A 22097-nucleotide genomic window follows, 5' to 3' on the forward strand; every position below is an offset into this window, starting at 1 on the left:
GAATTCCGGGACGGGGCTCGTCACGTTGCCGGCGGTTCAGGGCTGGAGCGGCATGCTCCAGCAGTTGGAGCGAGTCGGCTCGCCCTCGAGCCGCTCGGTCAGCCACCGCACGGCGTCGCCCTGGTCGGTGAGGAGCGGCGTGAGGTGGTTGGTGAGGATCTTGTCGCCGAGGTTGGGCAGCACGACCGCCTTGTAGGTGACGTCGGCGTCCTTGCGGCACCAGTCCAGGGCCAGTCGACGGGACTGCGCGTGCGGCACGATGTCGTCCTGGACGCCGGTCACCAGGCGGACCGGGCCGGTGGGTCTGAGCCTGCCGATGCGCTGCTCGTCGAGGACGGCCCGGGCGTCCGGCTCGTCGGCGATGACGTCGGCGAGCGAACTGCCGTCCTTCGTCCACTTGGTGCTCTTGGTGAAGCCGTGGCCGAGGATCGCGTCACCGACGCAGCTGGTGGCGATGCTGTCGAGGGCGGCCCGGCCGGTGGCGTTGACGTGCTGGTCGAGGACCTCCTTCAACGCGGGCTCCGCCTGGGCGAAACCGTTGATCGACCAGCCGAGCGCGGCCGCCAGGGCGCTGCCGTCGATGCCCTCCATCACCGCCGTCAGGTCGGCGGGCGGCGCGCCGGCGTAGGTGCCGACGAGCTTCACCTCGGGCGCGTAGACGGAGTGCAGTTCGGCGGCGGACGCGCTGGCCCCGCCACCCTGGCTGTAGCCGTACATGCCCACGCGCGAGTCGGCGGTGACCGACGCACCCGGCACGGAGCGGGCCGCGCGGGCCGCGTCCAGCATGGCGTGCCCCTGGTCGAGCCGGTTGACGTAGGTGTGGAGCCGGTCGGTCGCGCCGAGGCCCACGTAGTCGGTGACGACGACGGCCGCCCCGGTGGCGAGGAGCCGGTAGACGGCCAGGTTGTCGTATCCGACGGACAGCGTCTCCCCGGTCAGGGTCAGCGGATGCTGCAGGGCGAGCGAGGGCGCGCACTGGTCGCCCTGCCCCATGGTCCCCGAGCCGACGACCACCAGGGGGCGGGGTCCCTCGCCCTTCCAGCCGGCGGACGGCTCGATGTAGGCGCCGGTGACGGCGACCCGCTGCCCGCCCGAATCGGTGGAGGTGTACATCAGCCGGGTCGCCGTGCCGGGCAGGGTGCGGCCGTCCAGGCCGGGCAGGCTCAGCCCGAGGCGCAGTGGTTCGTGGCGGACCAGTACGCCGTTGCCCGACGGCAGTTCGGCGGGCGGGGTGTAGAAGGCGGGGACGGTGACGCCCCGGGACACCACGGGGTCGCCCGCGGCGGCGGGCGCCGCGGACACACAGACACAGGCGGTCGTGGCGACCACGGTGGTCAGCACGCTGCTGATACGGCTCACGGCTCGCTCCTCGCTCCGCTCCGGGAAGACGAACCGGAAACTAGCAGCGCTTACTTACCGCCGGTAACCTATGAGTGGGTTACGGCACGGTAACTTTTGGGGGGACTTCCGGCCGTGTGCGGGAGCGGGCCCCGCCGGTCGTCCGGCGGGGCCCGCTCCCGGTCGTGGCGGGTCAGGCCGTGTGCAGTGTCAGTCCGTAGCGGTTGAGGATCTCGTTGACCGGCTGGAACCAGGTCTCACCCCCGCCGGAGCAGTTGCCCCAGCCGCCGGAGGTGACGCCCTGCGCCTGGTCGCCGCTGATGAACGAGCCGCCCGAGTCGCCCGGTTCGGCGCAGACGCTGGTCTTCGTCATCTGGTGCACCGCGCCCTGGCTGTAGTTGACCGTCTCGTTCCTGGCCAGCACGGTGCCGCAGTGCCAGTGGGTCGTGGAGCCGGAGCGGCAGACCGAGACGCCGACCGGCGCCTCCGCCGAGCCGCGCACCAGCCGGTCCGGCACGGTACCCCAGCCGAGCACCACCGGCACCGTCCACCAGCCGCTGCCCACGTTCACCCAGGCGTAGTCGTTGCCCGGGAACGAGGAGCCCTGGAAGGTGCCGATGTACGAGCCGTCCCAGCCCCTGACCTGGCCGCCGGCCCCGCCACAGTGTCCGGCGGTGACGAAGCCGCCGTGCACCGAGAAGCCTATGGAGCAGCGGACGTTGCCGGTGTAGTAGGGGTCGCCGCCCACCGTTCCGGCGGCGAAGGTCCGGGCCGGGGCCCGCACGGTCCGCACGGTGACCGGGCCGGCCTCGCGGGCCTCGTCCAGGAACGCGCGGACATCGTTGTCGGCTCGTGCGCCGGCGACGACGTTCACGGCGACCGTGTTGGCGGCCGGGTCGACGGCCCAGCTGCTCACGCCCGAGGGCGCCTCCAGGCGGTCGATGCGGGACTTGGCCGCGTCCAGCTGCCGGGCGCTGCGCTCGACGGTGCGGACGGCCGCGCCGGACGCGCGCAGGGACCGTACCGTCGAGGCGTCGGCGTCCGGGGTGACGGCCACGGTCAGCTTCTCGCTCTTCGCGTCGAACCAGGCGCCGCCGTACGCCGGTCCGGCGGTCCTGCGGGCCTCGGGCGCGAGGTCGGTGGCCTTCCGCTCGGCGGCCAGCCGGTCCTCCGCCTCGGCGCGGGTCAGCCCGAAGTCCCGCCGCATCGCCTCCAGCAGGCCGGCGGAGGCGGGCGCGGAGCCGGCGGTGCGGGCGGTGGGGGAGCCGGGGGCGTCCTGCGCCGCGGCCGGCAGGGTGCCGGCCGCGGTCCAGCTGCCGATCATGAGCAGGGCGGCCACGCCGGCGTGCGCGAGTCGGGTGCGTCTCATGGAAGGTGCCCTTCGTCGTTCCAGCAAGGTGGGGGTGGAACAACCGCAGTGTGAGAGCGCTCTCAGCCTGAGTTGAACAGAGCTTAGCGAGCCGATCGATGTCAGGTCTATGCCAATGCGGGGCCCGATTCCCGTGTGTCCCGGGGACCGCGTCCGGATCCGGCCGGCACCGAGGGCGCGGGCCCTCCCGGAGGGATTCCTCCGGGAGAGCCCGCGCGGGGAGGGTCCCCTCCCGCCGGGGAACGGAGCGGTCAGAGCCGTTCGCCCGCCACCTCGGCCTCGTCCGGCTCCGGTCCCGCACCGCCCGCCCGGGCCCGGTGGGTCCGCAGCCGGTCGAGGCGCGAGATGACGGGGGTGGCACTCACCCCGTGCAGCACGACGGAGGCCAGCACGGTGAAGGTCACCACCGCCCACAACCGCTCGGCCGGAACGCCGAAACCGGCGGAGCCGAGCGCATGGGCCAGGTAGAACAGCGAGCCGATGCCGCGGATCCCGAAGAAGGCGATCACCACGCGTTCACGGGGGCCGGCGGACGTGCCGACCTGGGCGGCCCACGCGGTCAGCGGCCGGACCGCCAACAGCAGCAGCAGACCCACGGCCGCCCCCTGCCAGGTCAGCGACGCCAGCCCGCCCTGTGCGACGAACACACCGAGCAGGAACAGCAGTGCGGCGGTGAGCAGCCGCTCCACCTGCTCCACGAAGTCGTGCAGCACCGTGTGGTAGCCGTGGGCGCGCTCCGCCCGGCGGATCCGGCAGGCGGTGACGAACACGGCCAGGAAGCCGTAGCCGTGCAGCAGTTCCGTCACCCCGTAGGCGAGGAACGTGGCGCCGATGGCGACGAACCCCTCCCGGTGCTCGGACAGCCGCATCGCCCGCCGGCCCGCCCGGAAGAACAGCCACCCGAGCAGCGCGCCGACGGCGAGCCCCGCGGACACGCCCATCGCGCACTTGTACAGCACGTCGACCAGCACCCAGTGGGCGGTCCCGTCGCCGGTGGGACGTCCGCCCGCGGCGGCGAGCGCGACGGCCGCCAGGACGAAGGGGAAGGCGAGGCCGTCGTTGAGCCCGGCCTCACTGGTGAGCGTGAAGCGCACCTCGTCCTCGTCGTGCTCGGAGTCGGTGGGCGCGCCCACCCGGACCTCCGAGGCGAGCACCGGATCGGTCGGCGCCAGCACGGCGGCCAGCAGCAGCGCGGCGACCGGCGGCCAGTCGAGCAGGCCCCAGGCCAGGAGGCCCACGGCCGCGATGGTCAACGGCATGGTGACGCCCAGCTGCCGCCAGGTGCCCTGCCAGCGCCGACGGCCGAACGGCCGGTTCAGGGCGAGACCGGCGCCCATGAGGGAGACGATCACACAGATCTCGGTGACGTGCTCCACCCACGTCCGGTCCGCCACCGGGTCGATGTCGGGCACGGGCAGGGGCGACAGCTGGAGGACGACCCCGCAGACGAGGAACACCAGCGGCAACGACAGCGGTCTGCGCGCCACCAGCCGGGGCAGTACGGCCGCGCCGAGGGCGCCGGCACCGAGCAGGGTGAAAAGATAATCGGGTGAGCTCACCGCTCACAGGTGCCCAGAGTCGGCCGGGGACACGCCGCGGCCTCGGCCGGAACATCATCCCGTCGGCGGGAACCCGGCCGACGCGGCCCGGCCCACCCCCGTCGGGGTGCGCCGGGCCGCGCGAGCGCTGACCGCGTCCGGCGTACGCCGACGCCCGTACCCGGGCTTGCTCCCGCCGCGGCCGGGGGTGAACGCCGCCGCGGCGGCCGCGTCCGCCGGGCATCCCCTGCCCGGGGGGCGTGACGTGCCGAGGGGACCGGTCGTCCCCCTGACCGCCTACGTCCTCATGACGGTGATCCCGGTCCTCAGGCCGCGGACGGCCGGACCGGTCCGCCCGTGATCACCGGCACCTCACAGGGTGCGCTCCAGCCGGTCCGCCATCAGCCGCACGAACCGCGCCGGGTCCTTCGGCCGGCCGCCCTCCGCCAGCACGGCGAGCGCGTACAGGAGGTCGGCCGTGTCGGTGAGGCCGGAACGGTCCTCGCGCTCCCGGTACGCCGCGTTGAGGCCCTTCACCAGCGCGTGATCCGGGTTGAGCTCGAGGACGCGCCGGGCGCGCGGCACCTCCTGGCCCATGGCCCGGTACATGTTCTCCAGCGCCGGCGTGAGGTCGTTCGCGTCGGCCACGAGACAGGCCGGGGACACCGTCAGCCGCGTCGACAGCCGCACCTCCTTGACGTCCTCGTCCAGCCGCTCCCGCATCCAGCCGAGCAGACCCGCGTACTCCTCGGTCCGCTGTTCCCGCTCGCCCTCGCCCCCGTCGTCCTCCCGCGCGTCGAGGTCGACCTCGCCCTTGGCGATCGACCGCAGCCGCTTGCCCTCGTACTCGCCCACGGCGTCGACCCACACCTCGTCGACGGGGTCGGTGAGCAGCAGCACCTCGATGCCGCGCTCCCGGAACGCCTCCATGTGCGGGGAGGCGTCGAGGCTCTCCCGGGACTCGCCGGTGACGAACCAGATGTCGTCCTGCCCGTCCGGCATCCGCTCCACGTACTGCTTCAGGGTGGACGTGCCGTCGTCCCCGTGCGTGGTCGTGAACGAGGCCACCGCGAGGAGGGCGTCACGGTTGTCGGGGTCGGTGACCAGGCCCTCCTTCAGCACGGCGCCGAACTCCCGCCAGAACGTGGCGTACCGCTCGGGGTCGCCGGTCATCATGCTCTTGACCGACGCCAGTACCTTCTTCGTCAGCCGGCGCTGCATCATCCGGATGTGCCGGTCCTGCTGGAGGATCTCGCGGGACACGTTCAGCGAGAGGTCCTGGGCGTCGACCACGCCCTTGACGAAGCGCAGGTACGGCGGGAGCAGCGCCTCGCAGTCGTCCATGATGAAGACGCGCTTGACGTACAGCTGCAGCCCGTGCCGGAAGTTCTGGTGGAACAGGTCGTGCGGGGCGTGCGACGGGACGAACAGCAGGGCCTGGTACTCGAAGGTGCCCTCGGCCTGCAGCTGGATGGTCTCCAGCGGTTCGCGCCAGTCGTGCCCGATGTGCTTGTACAGCTCGTGGTACTCCTCCTCGGACACCTCCTCGCGCGAGCGCGCCCACAGCGCCTTCATCGAGTTCAGCGTCTCGGGCTCGGCCGTCCCGCCGTCCTCGCCCGTCCCGCCGACCAGCCTCACCGGCCAGGTGATGAAGTCCGAGTAGCGCTTGACGATCTCCTTGACCTTCCACACCGAGGTGTAGTCGTGCAGCTGGTTGTCGGGGTCGGCCGGCTTGAGGTGCAGGGTGACCGACGTGCCCTGCGGCGCGTCGTCGACCCGCTCCAGGGTGTACGTGCCCTCGCCGCGGGACGTCCAGCGGGTGCCCTGTGCCTCGCCCGCGCGCCGGGTGAGCAGGGTGACCTCGTCCGCGACCATGAAGCCCGAGTAGAAACCGACGCCGAACTGGCCGATCAGCCCCTCCGCCCCGGCCGTGTCCTGCGCCTCCTTCAGCTCGCGCAGGAACGCGGCGGTGCCCGAGTTGGCGATCGTGCCGATGAGCTGTCCGACCTCGTCGTACGACATGCCGACGCCGTTGTCCCGCACGGTGAGGGTGCGGGCGTCCTTGTCGATCTCCAGCTCGATGTGCAGGTCGGAGACGTCGGCGTCGAGGGAGTCGTCCCGCAGCTTGGCCAGACGCAGCTTGTCGAGCGCGTCGGAGGCGTTGGAGACGAGTTCACGGAGGAAGACGTCCTTGTTCGAGTAGACCGAGTGGATCATCAGCTGGAGCAGCTGACGGGCCTCTACCTGGAACTCAAACGTTTCGGTCGGCATGATGCGCGATTACCTCACTGATCCACGGATCACCGGATACTGGCGCGATCACTCTAATGAATGGCGGGCTCGGCCGGTCGCGTTCCCCGCCGGGTCAGGCGGGGACCCCCGTCGGCCGCACGGGCCCGCTCCGCGGGGCGGGGCCCGGCACCGCACCCCGGGACGCCCCGCCGGACGGCCCCCCCCCGCGGCCCGCCGCGACGGTCCGTCCGCCCGGCGTGCGAGCATGGGCGGATGAGCATCCACCGCAGAAACAACATCCGCGTGACCGGGCGCGACTCCGGCCGCACCGTGGTCCTGGTGCACGGGTTCGGCTGCGACCAGAACATGTGGCGGCTGGTCGAGCCCGTCCTGGCCCGGGAATTCCGCGTGGTGCTCTTCGACTACGTGGGCGCGGGCCGCTCCGACCTGTCGGCCTGGCGGGAGGAGCGCTACTCCTCCCTCGAGGGCTACGCCCGTGACGTGGTGGAGGTCTGCGAGGAACTCGATCTCCGGGACGCGGTCGTGGTCGGCCACTCCGTGAGCGCGATGACCGGCGTGCTGGCCCAGGCCGCGGCCCCGGACCGGATCGGCTCCCTGGTCATGGTGTGCCCGTCGCCCTGCTACATCGACGAGGACGGCTACCGGGGCGGCTTCAGCGCGGAGGACATCGACGAACTCCTGGAGTCGCTGGACTCCAACTACCTGGGCTGGTCGGCGGCCATGGCCCCCGTGATCATGGGCAACCCGGACCGGCCCGAGCTGGGCGAGGAACTCACCAACAGCTTCTGCGCCACCGACCCGGATATCGCCTGCGTCTTCGCGCGCACGACGTTCCTGTCCGACAGCCGCAAGGACCTCGCGGGCGTGACCGTGCCCACCCTGGTCCTGGAGTGCGAGCAGGACGTCATCGCGCCTCCGGAGGTCGGCGCGTACGTCCACGCCGCGATACCCGGCAGCGAGCTGGTCACGCTGAACGCCACCGGTCACTGCCCCCAGCTGAGCGCCCCGGAGGCCACCGCCGCCGCGATCCGTGCGTTCGTGTCGGCCCTCGGCCGATGACCCGGGGGGCAGGTGGTTCGGAGGAACCGGGCACAGGCGTGCCCGGCACGCGCGCGGCGTTCAGCGCGCTGCTGGAGGACTCGGCCGAGGAGTTGTACGAGTCGGCGCCGTGCGGCTACCTGTCCACCCTGATGGACGGCACCATCGCCAAGATCAACGCGACCCTGCTGGGCTGGCTCGGCCTGTCCCGCGAGGAGGTGGTGGGCCGGATGCGCTTCAGCGACCTGCTCACCGTCGGCGGCAAGCTCTACCACGAGACGCACTTCGCCCCCCTGCTGCGCATGCAGGGGCACCTCGGCGGCATCGCCCTGGAGATGAGGACCGCATCCGGTTCCCGGCTGCCGGTGCTGGTCACCTCGACCGTCAAGAAGAGCGACGACGGCGAGCCGCTGCTGATCCGGACCACCGTCTTCGACGCCACCGACCGGCGCGCCTACGAGAAGGAACTGCTGCGCGCCCGTCGCGCGGCCGACGAGGCCCGCCTGCAGGCCGAGGCCGACCGCGAGGCACTGCGGGAGGCGCTGGCCGTGCTCCAGCGGAGCCTGCTGCCCGCGGCCCTGCCCGACATACCCGGTGTGGAGGCCGCCTGCCACTACCACACGGCCTCGCCGATGGAGCTGGGCGGCGACTTCTACGACCTGTTCGCGCTCGACGGCGACCGGTCGGCGTTCTTCCTCGGCGACGTGTGCGGCAAGGGGCCGCAGGCCGCCGCACTGACCTCGCTGATCCGCTACACCCTGCGCGCCGCCGCGCTCCACGACTCCGACCCCGTCGCCAACCTGCGCATGCTCGACCTGGTCCTGCAGGACCGGTACACCGGTGACGACCCGCGGTACTGCACCGCCGTGTTCGGCGTCCTGGAACGCACGGGGGACACGGTGGAGGTCCGCCTGGCCTCCGGCGGCCATCCTCCCGCGCTGGTCCTGCGCGCGGACGGCCGGGCGGAGTACCTGCACACCCGGGGCGGCATGCTCGTCGGGGCCCTTCCCGGGGCGCAGTTCGTCCCGGCCGGCACCACCCTGCAGCCGGGCGACACGCTCCTGCTGTACACCGACGGCCTCACCGAGGCCCGCACCGGCCCCGACCGGGAGCTGTACGGTTACGAAGCCCTGGAGGCCTTCGCGTCCGGCCTCGCCCCCTCGGGCCCCCACCGCGTCATCCATGCCCTGACGGACCTGCTGAAAGGTTTCGGCGAAGGTCTGGACGACGACACCGCCCTGCTCGCCCTCGGTCCCCCCGCCCGAACCGACACCGGATTCAGAACCTCGGAATGACACCTCTGACGATCACCGCCTCTCCCACGCCCGCCGCTCTCGTCCTGGAGGTCGCCGGCGACCTCGACCACACCAACGCGCAGCAACTGCGCCGCGCCGCGCGGGAGGCCGCGCTGCCCGCCGGACACCTCCTGGCGGTGGACCTGGGCAAGCTGGCGTTCTGCGACTCGAGCGGCATCACCGCGCTGATCGCCGTCCGCAACCACGTCGTCTCGGTCGGCGCCCAGGTCGTCCTCGTGGACGTGTCGGCCAACATGCGGCGCCTGCTGGACATGACCGGACTCGATCAAGTCTTCGACATCCGCGACGTCGCCTAGCCGGGCCGCGGACCTCCCCTGCCCACGGGGCCCGGCCGCCGGTCCGAACCGCGGTCCGATTGCGCCCGCCGGATCCGGGGCACCCGGGACGTGCCGCATTCACCGCCGGTGACCTCAGGGGCCGCGCGGGGACGGCACGGGACTAAGGCAAGGGGACCAGCGGTGACGGTGCGTATCGGAGCAGAGGAAGAGTTCCACGTCCTGGACGTGGAGAGCGGTCGGCTCGTGCCGCGTGCCGGCGTGCTGCTCGGCCGGCTCGGCGAATCCGGGTTCGCCGGCGAGCTGCAGCAGTCGGCGGTGGAGAGCAACAGCCAGGTCCACGACACGCTGGACGCCCTCTTCGCGGACCTGTCCGGCGCCCGGCGCCGGCTGGACGCGGCGGCCTCCTCCCTGGGTCTGGCCGTGGTGGCCGCGGGCACCGTTCCACTGGCCCGCGTCACCTCCCGCGACGTCACCGCGAACCCCCGGTTCCGGCGCATGGCCGACGACTACCGCCGGGTCGCCGACGAGCAGCTCATCTGCAGTGCCCAGGTGCACGTCGACGTGCCGGACCGGGACACCGCGGTGCGCGCCATGTGCCTGGTGTCGCCCTGGCTGCCGCCGCTGCTGGCCCTGTCGGCCAGTTCACCGTTCTGGCTCGGATCCGACACCGGATACGCGAGCTGGCGCACCATGCTGTGGCAGCGGTGGCCGACCGCGGGCCCCGCGGGGTGCTACGGGAGCGCCGCCGACTACGACGCCGCGATGACGGAGCTGATCGGCGCGGGCGTCATCACCGACGCCGGGATGCTCTACCACGACGTACGGCCCTCGGCGCACCAGAGCACGCTGGAACTGCGCGTCTGCGACGCCTGCCCGCGCGCCGAGACCGTGGTGCTGGTCGCCGGACTGTTCCGCGCGCTGGTGCGCGACGCCCTCGACCGTCTGGAGCGCGGGGCGGAGCCCGGGTGCGACGGACGCCACGAGTGGCTGCGCGCCGCCACCTGGCGTGCCGCGCGCTCGGGCCTCGAGGGCCCGCTCGTCGATCCGGAGACCCGGCGCGGCGCCCCGGCCCCCGTGGTGCTGCGCGGGATGGTGCACCGGCTGCGCCCGGCGCTGGAGGCCTCCGGCGACTTCGACACCGTGCGCACGCTCCTGGAGGAGACCCTGGCGGCGGGCAGCGCGGCGCACCGGCTGCGGCGGGCGACTCAGGACGAGGACCTGCTCGCCGGCGTCGACATGCTGGTCGCCGAGACCCGCGGCGACCGCCTCACGCCCGCCGCCCCCGGCCGCCGTCGCCGGCGTCCCGCCGCCCCGCACGGCGCCGCCCGGGCCCGCGTCCGCCCGGCGACGGCCCCGGGCACCCCTGGCTGACCCGGACGGACCGCCGGTACCCGGCCGTCCTCATGCGCATCCCCGTCCCCTGACCGAGGAGAGTGTCACACCGCCATGCCCAGCAGTACGCATGCCTCTTCAACCCCGCCCCGGGACCAGGATCCGAGGGAAAGGAGGACCCACTGATGTGCGGCCTCAGCGGGGAGATACGGTTCGACGGCGGACGGCCGGACATCGCGGCGCTGGAACGCATGACCGACCGGCTGGCACCACGCGGTCCCGACGGACGCGGCCTGTGGTCCCAGGGGCCGGTGGCCCTCGGACACCGCCGACTGAAGATCATCGACCTCTCGGACAGCGGCGCCCAGCCCATGACCGACCCGCGCGCCCGTCTCGCCGGCGTCTTCAACGGCTGCGTGTACAACTACCGCGAACTGCGGGACGAACTGAAGGCGTCCGGCCACCGCTTCTTCTCGGAGTCCGACACCGAGGTGGTGCTCAAGGCCTACCAGCAGTGGGGCACCGGCTGCGTCGAGCGTTTCCACGGCATGTTCGCCTTCGTGATCGTCGAGCAGGACACCGGACGCGTCGTCCTGGCCCGCGACCGGCTCGGCGTCAAGCCGCTCTACCTCTCCGCCACGGCGGAACGCCTGAGGTTCGCCTCCTCCCTGCCCGCGCTGCTCGCGGCCGGCGGCGTCGACACCTCGCTGGACCCCGTCGCACTGCACCAGTACTTCAGCTGGCACGCCACCGTCGCCGCCCCCCACACGGTCCTCCGGGGCGTACGCAAGCTGCCCCCGGCCACGGTGCGGGTCGTCGAGCCCGACGGGACCCACCGCGATCACCGCTACTGGCACCCCGTCCACACCCGCCGTCCCGAGTACGCCGGTCTCGGCGCCGACGACTGGACCGACGCCGTGCTCGACGCCCTGCGCACCGCGGTGCGCCGCCGCATGGTCGCCGACGTACCGGTCGGCGTGCTGCTCTCGGGCGGCCTGGACTCCAGCCTGATCGTGGCCCTGCTGGCCGACGAGGGCCAGGAGGACCTCGCGACCTTCAGCGTCGGCTTCGAGTCCGAGGGCGACGAGGAGGGTGACGAGTTCCACTACTCCGACCTCGTCGCCCGGCACTTCGACACCCGCCACCACCAGCTGATGGTCCCCTCCGACCGGGTCGCCGGCGCCCTGGACGGGGCCGTCCGCGCCATGAGCGAGCCCATGATGAGCCACGACGTGGTCGCCTTCCACCTGCTGTCCGAGCAGGTGGCCAAGGAGGTCAAGGTCGTACAGAGCGGCCAGGGCGCCGACGAGGTGTTCGCCGGTTACGACTGGTACCCGCAGATGGCGGGCGTGCCGCGGCCGCGCGCCGCCGAGGCGTACGTCGACGCCTACTTCGACCGCTCGCACGCCGACCTCGCGGCCGTGCTCCACCCCGACCTGCTGCCCGACCGGGACACCTCGGCCGAGTTCGTCCGCGCGCACATGGCGGCCGAGGGCGCGGAGACGGCACTCGACGCCCAGCTCCGCCTCGACACGCTCGTGATGATGGTCGACGACCCGGTCAAGCGGGTCGACAACATGACGATGGACTGGGGCCTGGAGGCCCGGGTGCCGTTCCTCGACCACGAACTGGTCGAACTGGCCGCCGCCTGCCCGCCCGAGCTGAAGCTCGCGGACGGCGGCAAGGGCGTCCTGAAGGCCGCCGGGCGCAAGGTCCTGCCGCGCCAGGTCGTCGACCGGCCCAAGGGCTACTTCCCCGTCCCGGCGATCAAGCACATGGCCGGGCCCGTCCTCCAGCGGGTCCGCGAGACCCTCACCGCCCCCGAGGCCAGGGCCCGGGGCGTCTTCCGCGAGGAGTTCGTCGCCGAACTGCTGGCCGCGCCCAACGCGCACCGCACCAGGCGAGGGGCGAACACCCTGTGGCAGACGGCGCTGCTGGAGACATGGCTGCAGACGCACGGGATCCACTGACGCCCATGGAGACGCGCACCGACGCCACCACGCGGGCGCTTCCCGCGCCCGAGCCCGCCCCGCTCGCCGACACCTCGACGCCGTACGACGTGCCGCCCCCGGCCGTCCACGGCTGCTGGTACCCCTCGGTCGACCCCGGCGGCCGGCACGTCGCCTTCATCTGCGACCGGGCCGGGGTGCCGCAGCTGTGGACCGGCCCCGTGTCCGGCGAGGAGGTGCACCGGCTCGACGCCGACCCGAATCCGGTCACGGAGGTGTCCTGGTCCCCGGACGGGCGCTGGATCGCCTACACCGTGGCGCCGGACGGCGGCGAGCTCACCAGCGTCCTGTGCGTACGCCCCGACGGCACCGGGCGGCGCCTGCTGGCCGGCGGCGAGCCGGGCACCTCCGCACGGCTGGGCTGCTGGCAGCACGACGGCTCGGCGATCGCGGTGACCGTCACCGATTCCGCCCCGCCCGGGCGGCCCTTCGCCGCGCACCCCGGGGCGGACGGCGTCTCCCGCCCCACCCGGCCGGGCCGCGACGGCCGTGCCGTGCTGCTGGAACCCGGCGTACCACGGCACGGGCTCGCCCCGGGGGCCCTCGACGGTGACCGGACGACGCCCGCCGGGGAACCGGAGCCGAGGGCGCTCTCCGCCTACCTCGTCGACCCCGAGGGCATGGCCGCGCCCGTACTGCTGGCGAGCGAACGCGGCGCGGCCAACCAGCGGGTGTGCGACCTCAGCCGGGACGGCAGGCTCGCCCTGGTGTACCGGGGCCCCCGCGGACGCCGCGAGGCCCTCGTGGTCCGCACCGGCGACCGGGTGGTGACCTGCGCGCTGCCGGTCGCCGACGGCGACCCGTGGATCGGCGGCTTCTCACCGGACGCCGGCACCGTGTGGCTGCGCAGCGACGGCGGCCGGGAGCACGCCGCCCTCGTCGCCGCGCACCTCGATCCGCGGGGACACCTGCTCGGCACCACGGTGGCCGCCCAGCGCCCCGACTGCGGTCTGGAGCTGCTCGCCCTGGGCCGCGACGGGCGGAGCGCGGTGCTGGCGTGGAACGTGCGCGGGGTCAGCGAACTGGAGGTGACCGCGCTGACCGCCGCCCGGTCGCCCGACCTCCCGGCCGGCGTCCCGGCGTCCCGGTCCGCCTCCGCCGGCGCCGCACGGACCGTCGGCCTGCCCCACGAGGTGGTCACGCGCATCGCGCCCACCGCCGACCCCGACGTCACCGTGGTCGCGCTGTCCGGGTCCCGGCGCCATCCCGGAGTGTGGTGGCTGCCGCACGGACTGCCCCTGCGCACGCCGTGGTCCTCACGCGACGAGGACGCGCTCCCGGCGGGCCGCGCGTCCGTACGGCCGATGCCCATGAGCCCCGTCGCCCGCGACGGACTCACCCTCGGCGGCTGGTACTACCGTGCGCCGGGCCGCTCGCCCGGCGAACCCGCACCGTGCGTCCTGCACCTGCACGGCGGGCCGGAGGAGCAGGAGCGCCCGGTGCTCGACCCGCTCTACCTCGAACTGCTGGGCAGGGGACTGGACGTGTTCGCGCCCGACGTCCGCGGCTCGTCCGGCCACGGCCGCTCCTTCGTCGACGCGGACCTGGGCGCGGGACGCTTCGACGCCATCAACGACGTCGCGGACTGCGCGGCGCACGTGATGGTCCAGGGCCTGGCGGACCCCCGGCGGATGGCCGTGATGGGCCGTTCCTACGGCGGCTACCTGGTGATGGCGTCCCTGGTGTGGCACCCGGAGCTGTTCCGCACCGGGGTGGCGGTCTGCGGCATGTCGGACCTCACCACCTTCTTCGCCGGGACCGAGCCCTGGATCGCGCAGTCCGCCGCCCACAAGTACGGGCACCCGGAGCACGACCGGGAGCTGCTGCGCGCGCTGTCGCCGATGAGCCGCGTCGACGCCCTGCGGGTCCCGGTGCTCGCCGTGCACGGCGAGCACGACACCAACGTGCCCCCGGGCGAGTCCGAGCAGTTCGTCCGGGCCGCCAGGGAACGCGGGCTGGAGGCGGAATGCCTCCTGCTGCGCCACGAGGGCCACGACTTCCGCCGCTCCGACAACCGCCGCCTGTTCCGCCGGACCGCCGCCGACTGGCTGGAACGGCACCTGGCGGGGTGAGATGTCCGGGGCACCTGTCACACTTCGGTGGCGTGTGGGGGAGCGATGCGGGTAGTCGCGCGGTGTGATCGGTGAGTGAGGGCGGACCGGATGGAACCAGTTCCAGTCGACGAGGGGGACACGGTGCCGGAGGTGCCGCGGCTGCGGGCTTCGTACGCCCTGGACGAGGGCGGCACCTGGATCGCCCAGGCACGTCATCTCGCCGCCGCGTTCCTGGACCGGGTACGGGTGGAGGACGGCCTGCCGGTGTCGACCCGCGCGGTGGAGATCACCCAGCTGGTGGTCAGCGAGCTGGTCACCAACGCCCGCAAGTACGCTCCGGGGCCCGTCGGCCTCGACCTGAGGATCGCCGGTGACACCGTCGAGGTGGTCGTCCGGGACGGCAACCCCGCGCCCCCGGTGGCCCGGGACGCGGACCCCGGCCGGGTGGGCCAGCACGGACTGGAGATCGTGATGGCCGTCGCCCAGGCCCTGGACGTGCGGCAGGAGCCGGCCGGCAAGAGCATCACGGCCCGCATCTCGCTCCTCGCCTGAGCCCGCGGACCCCGCCGTACGGCGGGGCCGGCACGGCCGGAACAATGGTGCTCGCGACGGGGTTCTCACTGGGGAACGTCGCAGGACACCTGGGAGAAGGGCGGGACGACATGACGAGGACCGAGGAGAGGGCGCTGCTCGCGGGCGGCTGCTTCTGGGGCATGCAGGAGCTGATCCGCACCTTCCCGGGCGTGCTGACCACGCGGGTCGGGTACAGCGGCGGTGACGTGCCGAACGCGACCTACCGCGACCACGGCACCCACGCCGAGTCGATCGAGATCACCTACGACCCGGCCGTCACCGACTACCGCACGATCCTGGAGTACTTCTTCCAGATCCACGACCCGAGCACGAGGAACCGGCAGGGCAACGACATCGGGACGAGCTACCGCTCCGCCATCTTCTACCTCGACGACGAGCAGAAGCGCGTCGCCGAGGAGACGATCGCCGATGTGGACGCCTCGGGGCTGTGGCCGGGCCCGGTGGTGACCGAGGTCGTGCCGGCCGGCCCGTTCTGGGAGGCCGAGCCGGAGCACCAGGACTACCTCCAGCGCTACCCGGACGGCTACACCTGCCACTTCCCGCGCCCCGGCTGGCGGCTGCCGAAGCGCGCGGAGGCCTGACCCGGCCCCCGGCCGTCCGTCCGGGCGGCCGGGAACCGGCTCCGCCCTGTGCGACCGGAGCAGGGATGTGATCTGCGTCCCATCGCCGGACGGGGCCGCGCAGCACGTCGTCACCGGGGCACCGGACGACCGATAGCCTGGCCGGATGGACGGGGAGCGGAGCGTCGGTGAGTGAGCGTCGGGAACGCGACTGGACGGACATGACGCCCGGGGACTTCGACCTCGACGCCCCGCTGTGCCTCAACGTGGGGACCGGCCCCGTCGCGGTGCCGGCCGAGCCGGACGAGTACGGCACGGCGCCGCTGTTCGGGGAGGAGACCCCGGCACGGGTCCCGGGCCCGCGCCGCACCCCGCGCCGGACCACCCCCGCCGAGCAGGGCCGGCTGTTCTGAACCGGGCGCGGCTCCCCGCGCACCAGGGCGTGCCGGAGGACTGGAAGCGGCCCCCGAGGGCTTAGTTCAGCGCTTGATCCAAGTGATGAGACATCGCGTGGAAGGGCCCCGGGGCGTGAACCGGCCGGCGGGCGCCCGCCGCCGGGGTGAGGTGCCGGGCCGAATCCGCATGCCTTGACCGCCGGACCGGGGGTACGTGGGCGGGGCGGTCGGATCCGGCGGCAAGGAGCGGAGAGGGGGGTGCGGGTGTGCCGAGGTGCGGGGCACGGCGCTCCGGGGCGGGGACCTCACCCCGGCGGCGGACGTCCGCTGCGCGGGCGCGCCCGGCGTGAGACGTTGACGGCACCCGACACCCTCTTCACACCCTGTGCCCCCTGGATCGCCGCAGTCGGCAACCGAACGCACGGCCACCCGTCCGTGGCCGGTCTGAAGCGGAGGAGCATCACCCCCATGAGCGAGGCCAACCCCGTCAAGCGGGCAGCGAAGAAGATCACCGAGAAGCTGCAGGACGACGGATCGGCCCCGGCCGACGGCATCCCCGGGCGGCCCGGTCCCCAGCCGCCGTCCGTGGAGGAGCCGACCGAGCCCCGTGAGCCGCTGCCGCCGAAGCCGGACCAGAGCGGCCCGGCCACCGTGTCGCCCACCGGCGCCGACCAGGCCAGGGTGGCGCAGTCCGGGAGCTACCTGACCACCGCGCAGGGCACCCGGCTGTACGACACCGACCACTCGCTCAAGGCGGGGCCGCGCGGCCCCGTACTGCTCCAGGACCACCACCTGCGCGAGAAGATCATGCACTTCGACCACGAGCGCATCCCGGAGCGCGTGGTCCACGCCCGCGGCGCGGGCGCGCACGGGGTCTTCCGGAGCTACGGCACGGCGGCCTCCGTGACCAAGGCGGGATTCCTCGCGCCGGACGTCGAGACACCGGTGTTCGTGCGGTTCTCCACGGTGGTCGGCTCACGCGGGTCCGCCGACACCGTGCGCGACACCCGCGGTTTCGCCACGAAGTTCTACACCGGCGAGGGCGTCTTCGACCTGGTCGGCAACAACATCCCGGTCTTCTTCATCCAGGACGCCATCAAGTTCCCCGACGTCGTCCACGCCGCGAAGCCGCACCCCGACAGGGAGATCCCGCAGGCGCAGAGCGCCCACGACACCTTCTGGGACTTCGTCTCGCTGCACACCGAGGCGACCCACCACACCCTCTTCTTCATGGGCGACCGCGGCATCCCGCGGTCCTACCGGATGATGGAGGGCTTCGGCGTCCACACCTTCCGGCTGGTCAACGACGAGGGCGCCACGACACTGGTGAAGTTCCACTGGAAGCCCAGGCTGGGCGTGCACTCCCTGGTGTGGGACGAGGCGCAGCTCATCAACGGCAACGACCCGGACTTCCACCGCCGGGACCTCGCCGACGCCATCGAGGCGGGCGCGTACCCGCAGTGGGAACTGGGGATCCAGACCTTCCCCGACACCCCGGACCAGACCTTCGAGGGCATCGACCTGCTGGACCCGACGAACCTCGTGCCCGAGGAGCTCGCCCCGGTGCAGCCGATCGGGCTGATGACCCTCAACCGGAACCCGTCCAACTTCTTCGCCGAGACGGAACAGGTCGCCTTCCACGTCGGTCACCTCGTCCCCGGGATCGACGTCACCGACGACCCGCTGCTCGCGGGACGGCTGTTCTCGTACCTGGACACGCAGATCACGCGCCTGGGTGGTCCCAACTTCCCGCAGCTGCCCATCAACCGCCCCCACGCCCCGGTCAACGACATGCTGCGCGACGGCATGCACCAGACCGCCGTGCACCGGGGCGTCGCCCCCTACCGTCCCAACTCCCTGGACGGCGGATGCCCGTTCACCGCGGGCGCGGACACGAGCGCGTTCATCGAGACGCCGGTGACCGTCCCGGAGGGGCGGAAGGTGCGCGAGGCGCCGGAGTCGTTCGCGGACCACTTCAGCCAGCCCCGCCGGTTCTGGCTGAGCATGAGCCCGGTGGAGCGCGAGCACATCATCGGCGCCTACACCTTCGAGCTGGGCAGGTGCTACGAGGAGGCCGTCAGGGTGCGGACCCTCCAGGTCCTGGCCAACATCGACCCCGAACTGTGCGCCGGTGTCGCCGAGGGCCTCGGGCTGCCCGCACCGGAGCCCACGGTGCCGCTCGCCGACGTCGAGCCGAGCCCGGCCCTCTCGCAGATCGGGGGGACCTGGCCGGTGGACGGCCGTGTCATCGGCATCCTCACCGCCCCGGACGGCGATCTCGACGCGGTGCACGCGGTACGCGACGCGGTGCTCGAAGCCGGCATGGTCCCGCTGGTCGTCGCGCCGAACGGCGGCACGCTCGGCACGGGCGGGAACGCGCTGACGGCCCAGCGCAGCTACGTCACCGCGCGCTCCATCGAGTTCGACGCCGTACTGCTGGCGGGCCCGCCGGCCGTGGGCGGCGACGCGTCCGGCGCGCGCGACGGCAAGGGCGCGCCGTCGGCGCGGCGGCCGGCGGCGGACCCGCGGGTCGGCCAGCTGCTGACGGAGGCGTTCCGGCACGGCAAGGCGATCGGCGCGTGGGCGGGTGGCGAGGCGGCTCTCGAAGCGGCCGGCGTCCCCACCGACGCCCCCGGCATCGTGATCGCCGGCTCGGGCTCCGCCGCCCTCGAGGGCGTCCGCGAGCTGCTGGGTTCGCACCGGGTCTGGGAACGCTTCACGACCCGGGCCTGACACCCCGGCCGCGGCCGGCAGGCGCACCACCGCCCGTACGCCCGTCCGGGCGGAGAGGGCCGGTGACCTGCGTTCCGGCCGGCCGCGGTGCACCGTCCCGCCGCCGTACAGTGGAGGACGGCCGGATTCCGCCGGACCCGGCCGGCGGGCACCTCGTACCGCCTCCCCGTTCGAGAAGCCGGTCAGCACATGCGCCACCACCCTTCCCCGTCCCACGGCCCGCAGGAGCCGCTCTTCGGCATCGAGGAGCTGCCGGCGGCACCGGCGGCCGGACCGGCGCCGTCCGCTCCCGCCTTCCGGGACTCCGCGCAGGCGCGCCGGCTCCTGGCGATCCGGGAGATCCACGCCGAACCGGCCGCCGCCGCCTCGCCCCGCGGACGGCAGGTCCTCGCCCGGTTCCCCGGGGCCCGGCTGATCGAGGTGGACTCCCACTGGCGCATCCCCGAGCTGCACGGCAACGAGGGCAGCGCCGACCGCTGGATGCGGATCAAGCGCGAGACCCTCGTCCTGGGCGTGAAGAAGACCCTCACCACGCGCCCCAACGGCCGCTCCGCCGACTGGATCGCCCCCGGCCCGTCCAACGGCTGCGCCCTGTCCTGCGTGTACTGCTACGTGCCCCGCCGCAAGGGCTTCGCCAACCCGATCACCCTCTTCACCAACATCGACCGGATCATCGCCCACCTCGGGCGCCACGTCGCCGCCCAGGGCCCCAAGACGGAGCCCAACCAGTGCGACCCCGGGGCCTGGGTGTACGACATCGGGGAGAACGGCGACTGCTCCGTCGACGCCCTCGTCTGCGACAACACCGCCGACCTGGTGCGCGCCTTCCGCGACTGGCCCACCGCCAAGGCGTCCTTCGCGACCAAGTTCGTCAACCCCGACCTGCTGGAGCTCGACCCGCGCGGCCGCACCCGCATCCGGTTCTCGGTGATGCCCGCCGACGACTCACGCCTGCTGGACCTGCGCACCAGCCCGGTCGACCGGCGGATCGCCGCCGCCGCGGACTTCCTCGACGCCGGGTACGAGGTGCACTTCAACCTCTCACCCGTCGTCATCCGTCCCGGCTGGCAGGACGCCTGGGCCGAGCTGTTGCGGCACATGGACGACGTCCTGCCCGAGCACGTGAGGCGGCAGGCCCGCGCCGAAGTCATCATGCTCACCCACAACGCGGACCTGCACGAGGTCAACCTCCGCTGGCATCCGCGCGGTGAGGACGTGCTGTGGCGACCCGCCGCGCAGGAGACCAAGCGCTCCCAGAACGACGCCCTCAACCTCCGCTACCGCGCCGGTACCAAGCGCGCCGCCCTCGCGGAGCTGCGTGACCTGGTCGCCCGGCACGCGCCGTGGCTGGATATCCGCTACGCCTTCTGAGGGGACGGCAGGAACCCGTTCCGGCTTTCTCCCAGGTCACCCCTCGATAACGAGAATTAAGGGTAGGCTAACCTTGCCTCGTGATTCCTGCTGAAGAGGCGGCCCTGGGTCCGCACGGCCATCAACTGTCGGCCACCGATGTGACCGTGGCGTACGACGGCGCCGACGTCGTGCACGACGCGGCACTGACCCTGCGGCCCGGCGAGGTGACCGCCCTGGTGGGCCCGAACGGCAGCGGCAAGTCGACCCTGCTGCGCACCGTCGCCCGGCTGCAGCGGCCGAGGAGCGCCACGCTCACGCTCGACGCCGGAACCGACGCCCTGGCCCTCGGCCCCCGGGAGTTCTCCCGTTGCGTCGCCCTGCTGCTCCAGGGACGCCCCACCCCCAGCGGTCTCAGCGTGCGGGACGTCGTCGAGTTCGGCCGCTATCCGCACCGGGGACGGTGGGGCGGCACGGACCCCGGCGGCCGCGCCGCCGTGGACCGCGCCCTCGCCCTCACCGGCGTCGCAGAACTCGCCGAGCGCGGCGCCGAACACCTCTCCGGGGGGCAGCTCCAGCGCGTGTGGCTGGCCGGCTGCCTCGCGCAGGAGACCGGCGTCCTCCTCCTCGACGAACCCACCACCTACCTCGACCTGCGCTACCAGGTCGAACTCCTCGACCTGATGCGCGACCTGGCCGACGAGCACGGCATCGCCGTCGGCGTCGTCCTGCACGACCTCGACCAGGCGGCGGCCGTCGCCGACCGGATCGTGCTCCTCGCGGCCGGACGCGTCGTCGCCGAGGGCCCGCCCGAGGACGTCCTCACCCCGGAGCGCCTGACCGAGGTCTACGGCATCCGGATCGAGGTCGACACCGACCCCCTCACCGGCCGGCTGCGCACCCGCGCCCTCGGCCGTCACCACACCCGAAGCGAAAGGCTCGGCACCACCTCATGAGACGACTCCTGCTCACCGCGCCCCTGGCCACCGCCGCCGCCCTCCTGCTGGCGGCCTGCGGCACCACCGAACCCGCCGCCGACGCCGCCGACGCCGAGGAGTCCGTGCAGGCCATCACCCTCACCGACGCCACCGGCGCGAAGGTGAAGCTCGACGGCCCCGCCAAGAAGGTCGTCGGCACCGAGTGGAACGTCGTCGAGCACCTGGTCTCCCTGGGCGTCGACCCGGTGGGCGTCGCCGACGTCAAGGGCTACAACACCTGGGACGCCGCCGTCCCGCTCAAGAACGAGCCCAAGGACATCGGCACCCGCGGCGAGCCCAGCATGGACACCATCGCCTCGCTCGAGCCCGACCTCATCGTCGCCACCACCGACCTGCAGCCCGACGCCGTCAAGCAGTTGCGCAAGGTCGCCCCGGTCCTGGAGGTGAAGTCCGCCGACGCCGCCGACCCGATCGGGCGGATGCTGGAGAACGTCGACCTCATCGCGGAGGCCACCGGCACCACCGAGCGCGCGGCCACGCTGAAGAAGGAGTTCGACGCCAAGCTCGCCGAAGGGAAGAAGACCCTCACCGACGCCGGCCTGGACGGCGCGGAGATCGCCTTCGCCGACGGCTACGTCGCCTCCAACCAGGTCTCCCTGCGCCCCTACACCTCCGGTTCGCTGATCGGCGCCGTCAACGAGCGGCTCGGACTGAAGAACGCCTGGAAGCAGAAGGGCGACGAGGCCTACGGCCTGGCCGCCACCGACGTCGAGGGACTGACCGAGCTGGGCGAGGTCCAGTTCGCCTACATCGGCAACGACGGCGATGCCGCCAGCGACCCCTTCGGCAAGGAGCTCGCCGACAACTCCGTGTGGAAGTCGCTGCCCTTCGTGAAGTCCGGTGACGTCCACCGGCTGGACGACGGCATCTGGATGTTCGGCGGCACCGGCTCGATGGAGGCGTACGCCGACGCCCTCGTCGCCTCGCTGACGAAGTAGCGCG

Annotated in this window: 17 protein-coding genes; 13 read left to right on the plus strand and 4 right to left on the minus strand. The window is 73.1% G+C overall.

Going from position 1 to position 22097, the window contains the following annotated elements; translation table 11 throughout:
- Positions 1 to 36: 36 nt before the first annotated feature.
- From ABTY20_RS09100 to htpG, 4 genes are all read right to left on the minus strand, one after another.
- Positions 37 to 1359, minus strand: coding sequence for a lipase family protein (locus tag ABTY20_RS09100; RefSeq protein ID WP_351996320.1), 1323 nt, complete (start codon positions 1357 to 1359; stop codon positions 37 to 39).
- A gap of 172 nt (positions 1360 to 1531) precedes the next feature.
- Positions 1532 to 2707, minus strand: a complete 1176-nt coding sequence (locus ABTY20_RS09105; RefSeq protein WP_351996321.1) for a trypsin-like serine protease — start codon at positions 2705 to 2707, stop codon at positions 1532 to 1534.
- A gap of 251 nt (positions 2708 to 2958) precedes the next feature.
- The gene (locus ABTY20_RS09110) at positions 2959 to 4266 is read right to left on the minus strand and encodes a cation:proton antiporter (RefSeq protein ID WP_351996322.1); all 1308 of its coding nucleotides are present in this window, start codon (positions 4264 to 4266) and stop codon (positions 2959 to 2961) included.
- A 351-nt stretch (positions 4267 to 4617) separates the two neighbouring features.
- The gene (htpG, locus tag ABTY20_RS09120; protein ID WP_351996323.1) at positions 4618 to 6516 is read right to left on the minus strand and encodes a molecular chaperone HtpG; all 1899 of its coding nucleotides are present in this window, start codon (positions 6514 to 6516) and stop codon (positions 4618 to 4620) included.
- 234 nt (positions 6517 to 6750) lie between these two features.
- Here htpG and ABTY20_RS09125 point away from each other — a divergent pair, with 234 nt between their 5' ends.
- The 13 genes from ABTY20_RS09125 to ABTY20_RS09185 all read left to right on the plus strand — a co-directional run bounded on the left by ABTY20_RS09125 (position 6751) and on the right by ABTY20_RS09185 (position 22093).
- A complete protein-coding gene (locus ABTY20_RS09125; protein WP_351996324.1) occupies positions 6751 to 7557 on the plus strand; it encodes an alpha/beta fold hydrolase in 807 nt (268 codons plus the stop codon).
- Positions 7554 to 8831 (plus strand): PP2C family protein-serine/threonine phosphatase, encoded by a 1278-nt coding sequence (locus tag ABTY20_RS09130; protein ID WP_351996325.1) that lies wholly within the window; start codon positions 7554 to 7556, stop codon positions 8829 to 8831. Before ABTY20_RS09125 ends, ABTY20_RS09130 begins: the two co-directional genes overlap by 4 nt.
- Positions 8828 to 9148: an STAS domain-containing protein gene (locus tag ABTY20_RS09135; protein WP_351996326.1), complete on the plus strand. Its 321-nt coding sequence runs from the start codon at positions 8828 to 8830 to the stop codon at positions 9146 to 9148. The genes ABTY20_RS09130 and ABTY20_RS09135 overlap by 4 nt, the downstream gene beginning before the upstream one ends.
- A 162-nt stretch (positions 9149 to 9310) precedes the next feature.
- Positions 9311 to 10501, plus strand: a complete 1191-nt coding sequence (locus tag ABTY20_RS09140; RefSeq protein ID WP_351996327.1) for a carboxylate-amine ligase — start codon at positions 9311 to 9313, stop codon at positions 10499 to 10501.
- 146 nt (positions 10502 to 10647) lie between these two features.
- Positions 10648 to 12432: an N-acetylglutaminylglutamine amidotransferase gene (locus tag ABTY20_RS09145; RefSeq protein WP_351996328.1), complete on the plus strand. Its 1785-nt coding sequence runs from the start codon at positions 10648 to 10650 to the stop codon at positions 12430 to 12432.
- Positions 12405 to 14543, plus strand: a complete 2139-nt coding sequence (locus ABTY20_RS09150) for a prolyl oligopeptidase family serine peptidase (protein ID WP_502991775.1) — start codon at positions 12405 to 12407, stop codon at positions 14541 to 14543. The genes ABTY20_RS09145 and ABTY20_RS09150 overlap by 28 nt, the downstream gene beginning before the upstream one ends.
- 90 nt (positions 14544 to 14633) lie before the next feature.
- The gene (locus ABTY20_RS09155) at positions 14634 to 15077 is read left to right on the plus strand and encodes an ATP-binding protein (protein WP_351996330.1); all 444 of its coding nucleotides are present in this window, start codon (positions 14634 to 14636) and stop codon (positions 15075 to 15077) included.
- Between the two features lie 110 nt (positions 15078 to 15187).
- Complete coding sequence (gene msrA, locus ABTY20_RS09160) at positions 15188 to 15700, plus strand: peptide-methionine (S)-S-oxide reductase MsrA (RefSeq protein WP_351996331.1); 513 nt, start codon at positions 15188 to 15190, stop codon at positions 15698 to 15700.
- A gap of 167 nt (positions 15701 to 15867) precedes the next feature.
- Positions 15868 to 16092, plus strand: a complete 225-nt coding sequence (locus ABTY20_RS09165) for a hypothetical protein (protein ID WP_351996332.1) — start codon at positions 15868 to 15870, stop codon at positions 16090 to 16092.
- Between the two features lie 450 nt (positions 16093 to 16542).
- Positions 16543 to 18807 (plus strand): catalase, encoded by a 2265-nt coding sequence (locus ABTY20_RS09170; RefSeq protein ID WP_351996333.1) that lies wholly within the window; start codon positions 16543 to 16545, stop codon positions 18805 to 18807.
- A 189-nt stretch (positions 18808 to 18996) separates the two neighbouring features.
- Positions 18997 to 20178, plus strand: coding sequence for a spore photoproduct lyase family protein (locus ABTY20_RS09175; RefSeq protein ID WP_351996334.1), 1182 nt, complete (start codon positions 18997 to 18999; stop codon positions 20176 to 20178).
- Between the two features lie 80 nt (positions 20179 to 20258).
- Positions 20259 to 21113 (plus strand): ABC transporter ATP-binding protein, encoded by an 855-nt coding sequence (locus tag ABTY20_RS09180; protein ID WP_351996335.1) that lies wholly within the window; start codon positions 20259 to 20261, stop codon positions 21111 to 21113.
- Entirely contained in the window at positions 21110 to 22093 is a 984-nt protein-coding gene (locus tag ABTY20_RS09185; protein ID WP_351996336.1) for an iron-siderophore ABC transporter substrate-binding protein, read from the plus strand. Before ABTY20_RS09180 ends, ABTY20_RS09185 begins: the two co-directional genes overlap by 4 nt.
- Positions 22094 to 22097 lie beyond the last annotated feature (4 nt).

It is taken from the genome of Streptomyces sp. NPDC126497, assembly GCF_040302425.1.
Classification (GTDB): Bacteria; Actinomycetota; Actinomycetes; order Streptomycetales; family Streptomycetaceae; genus Streptomyces.

What these genes read in the sequence shown, in the direction of transcription:
- ABTY20_RS09130 (WP_351996325.1), top strand. Translation starts at nt 7,554, where the DNA reads ATGACCCGGGGGGCAGGTGGTTCGGAGGAACCGGGCACAGGCGTGCCC.
- msrA (WP_351996331.1), top strand. Translation starts at nt 15,188, where the DNA reads ATGACGAGGACCGAGGAGAGGGCGCTGCTCGCGGGCGGCTGCTTCTGG.
- ABTY20_RS09155 (WP_351996330.1), top strand. Translation starts at nt 14,634, where the DNA reads ATGGAACCAGTTCCAGTCGACGAGGGGGACACGGTGCCGGAGGTGCCG.
- ABTY20_RS09145 (WP_351996328.1), top strand. Translation starts at nt 10,648, where the DNA reads ATGTGCGGCCTCAGCGGGGAGATACGGTTCGACGGCGGACGGCCGGAC.
- htpG (WP_351996323.1), bottom strand. Translation starts at nt 6,516, where the DNA reads ATGCCGACCGAAACGTTTGAGTTCCAGGTAGAGGCCCGTCAGCTGCTC.
- ABTY20_RS09170 (WP_351996333.1), top strand. Translation starts at nt 16,543, where the DNA reads ATGAGCGAGGCCAACCCCGTCAAGCGGGCAGCGAAGAAGATCACCGAG.
- ABTY20_RS09185 (WP_351996336.1), top strand. Translation starts at nt 21,110, where the DNA reads ATGAGACGACTCCTGCTCACCGCGCCCCTGGCCACCGCCGCCGCCCTC.
- ABTY20_RS09175 (WP_351996334.1), top strand. Translation starts at nt 18,997, where the DNA reads ATGCGCCACCACCCTTCCCCGTCCCACGGCCCGCAGGAGCCGCTCTTC.
- ABTY20_RS09105 (WP_351996321.1), bottom strand. Translation starts at nt 2,707, where the DNA reads ATGAGACGCACCCGACTCGCGCACGCCGGCGTGGCCGCCCTGCTCATG.
- ABTY20_RS09150 (WP_502991775.1), top strand. Translation starts at nt 12,405, where the DNA reads ATGGCTGCAGACGCACGGGATCCACTGACGCCCATGGAGACGCGCACC.
- ABTY20_RS09135 (WP_351996326.1), top strand. Translation starts at nt 8,828, where the DNA reads ATGACACCTCTGACGATCACCGCCTCTCCCACGCCCGCCGCTCTCGTC.
- ABTY20_RS09125 (WP_351996324.1), top strand. Translation starts at nt 6,751, where the DNA reads ATGAGCATCCACCGCAGAAACAACATCCGCGTGACCGGGCGCGACTCC.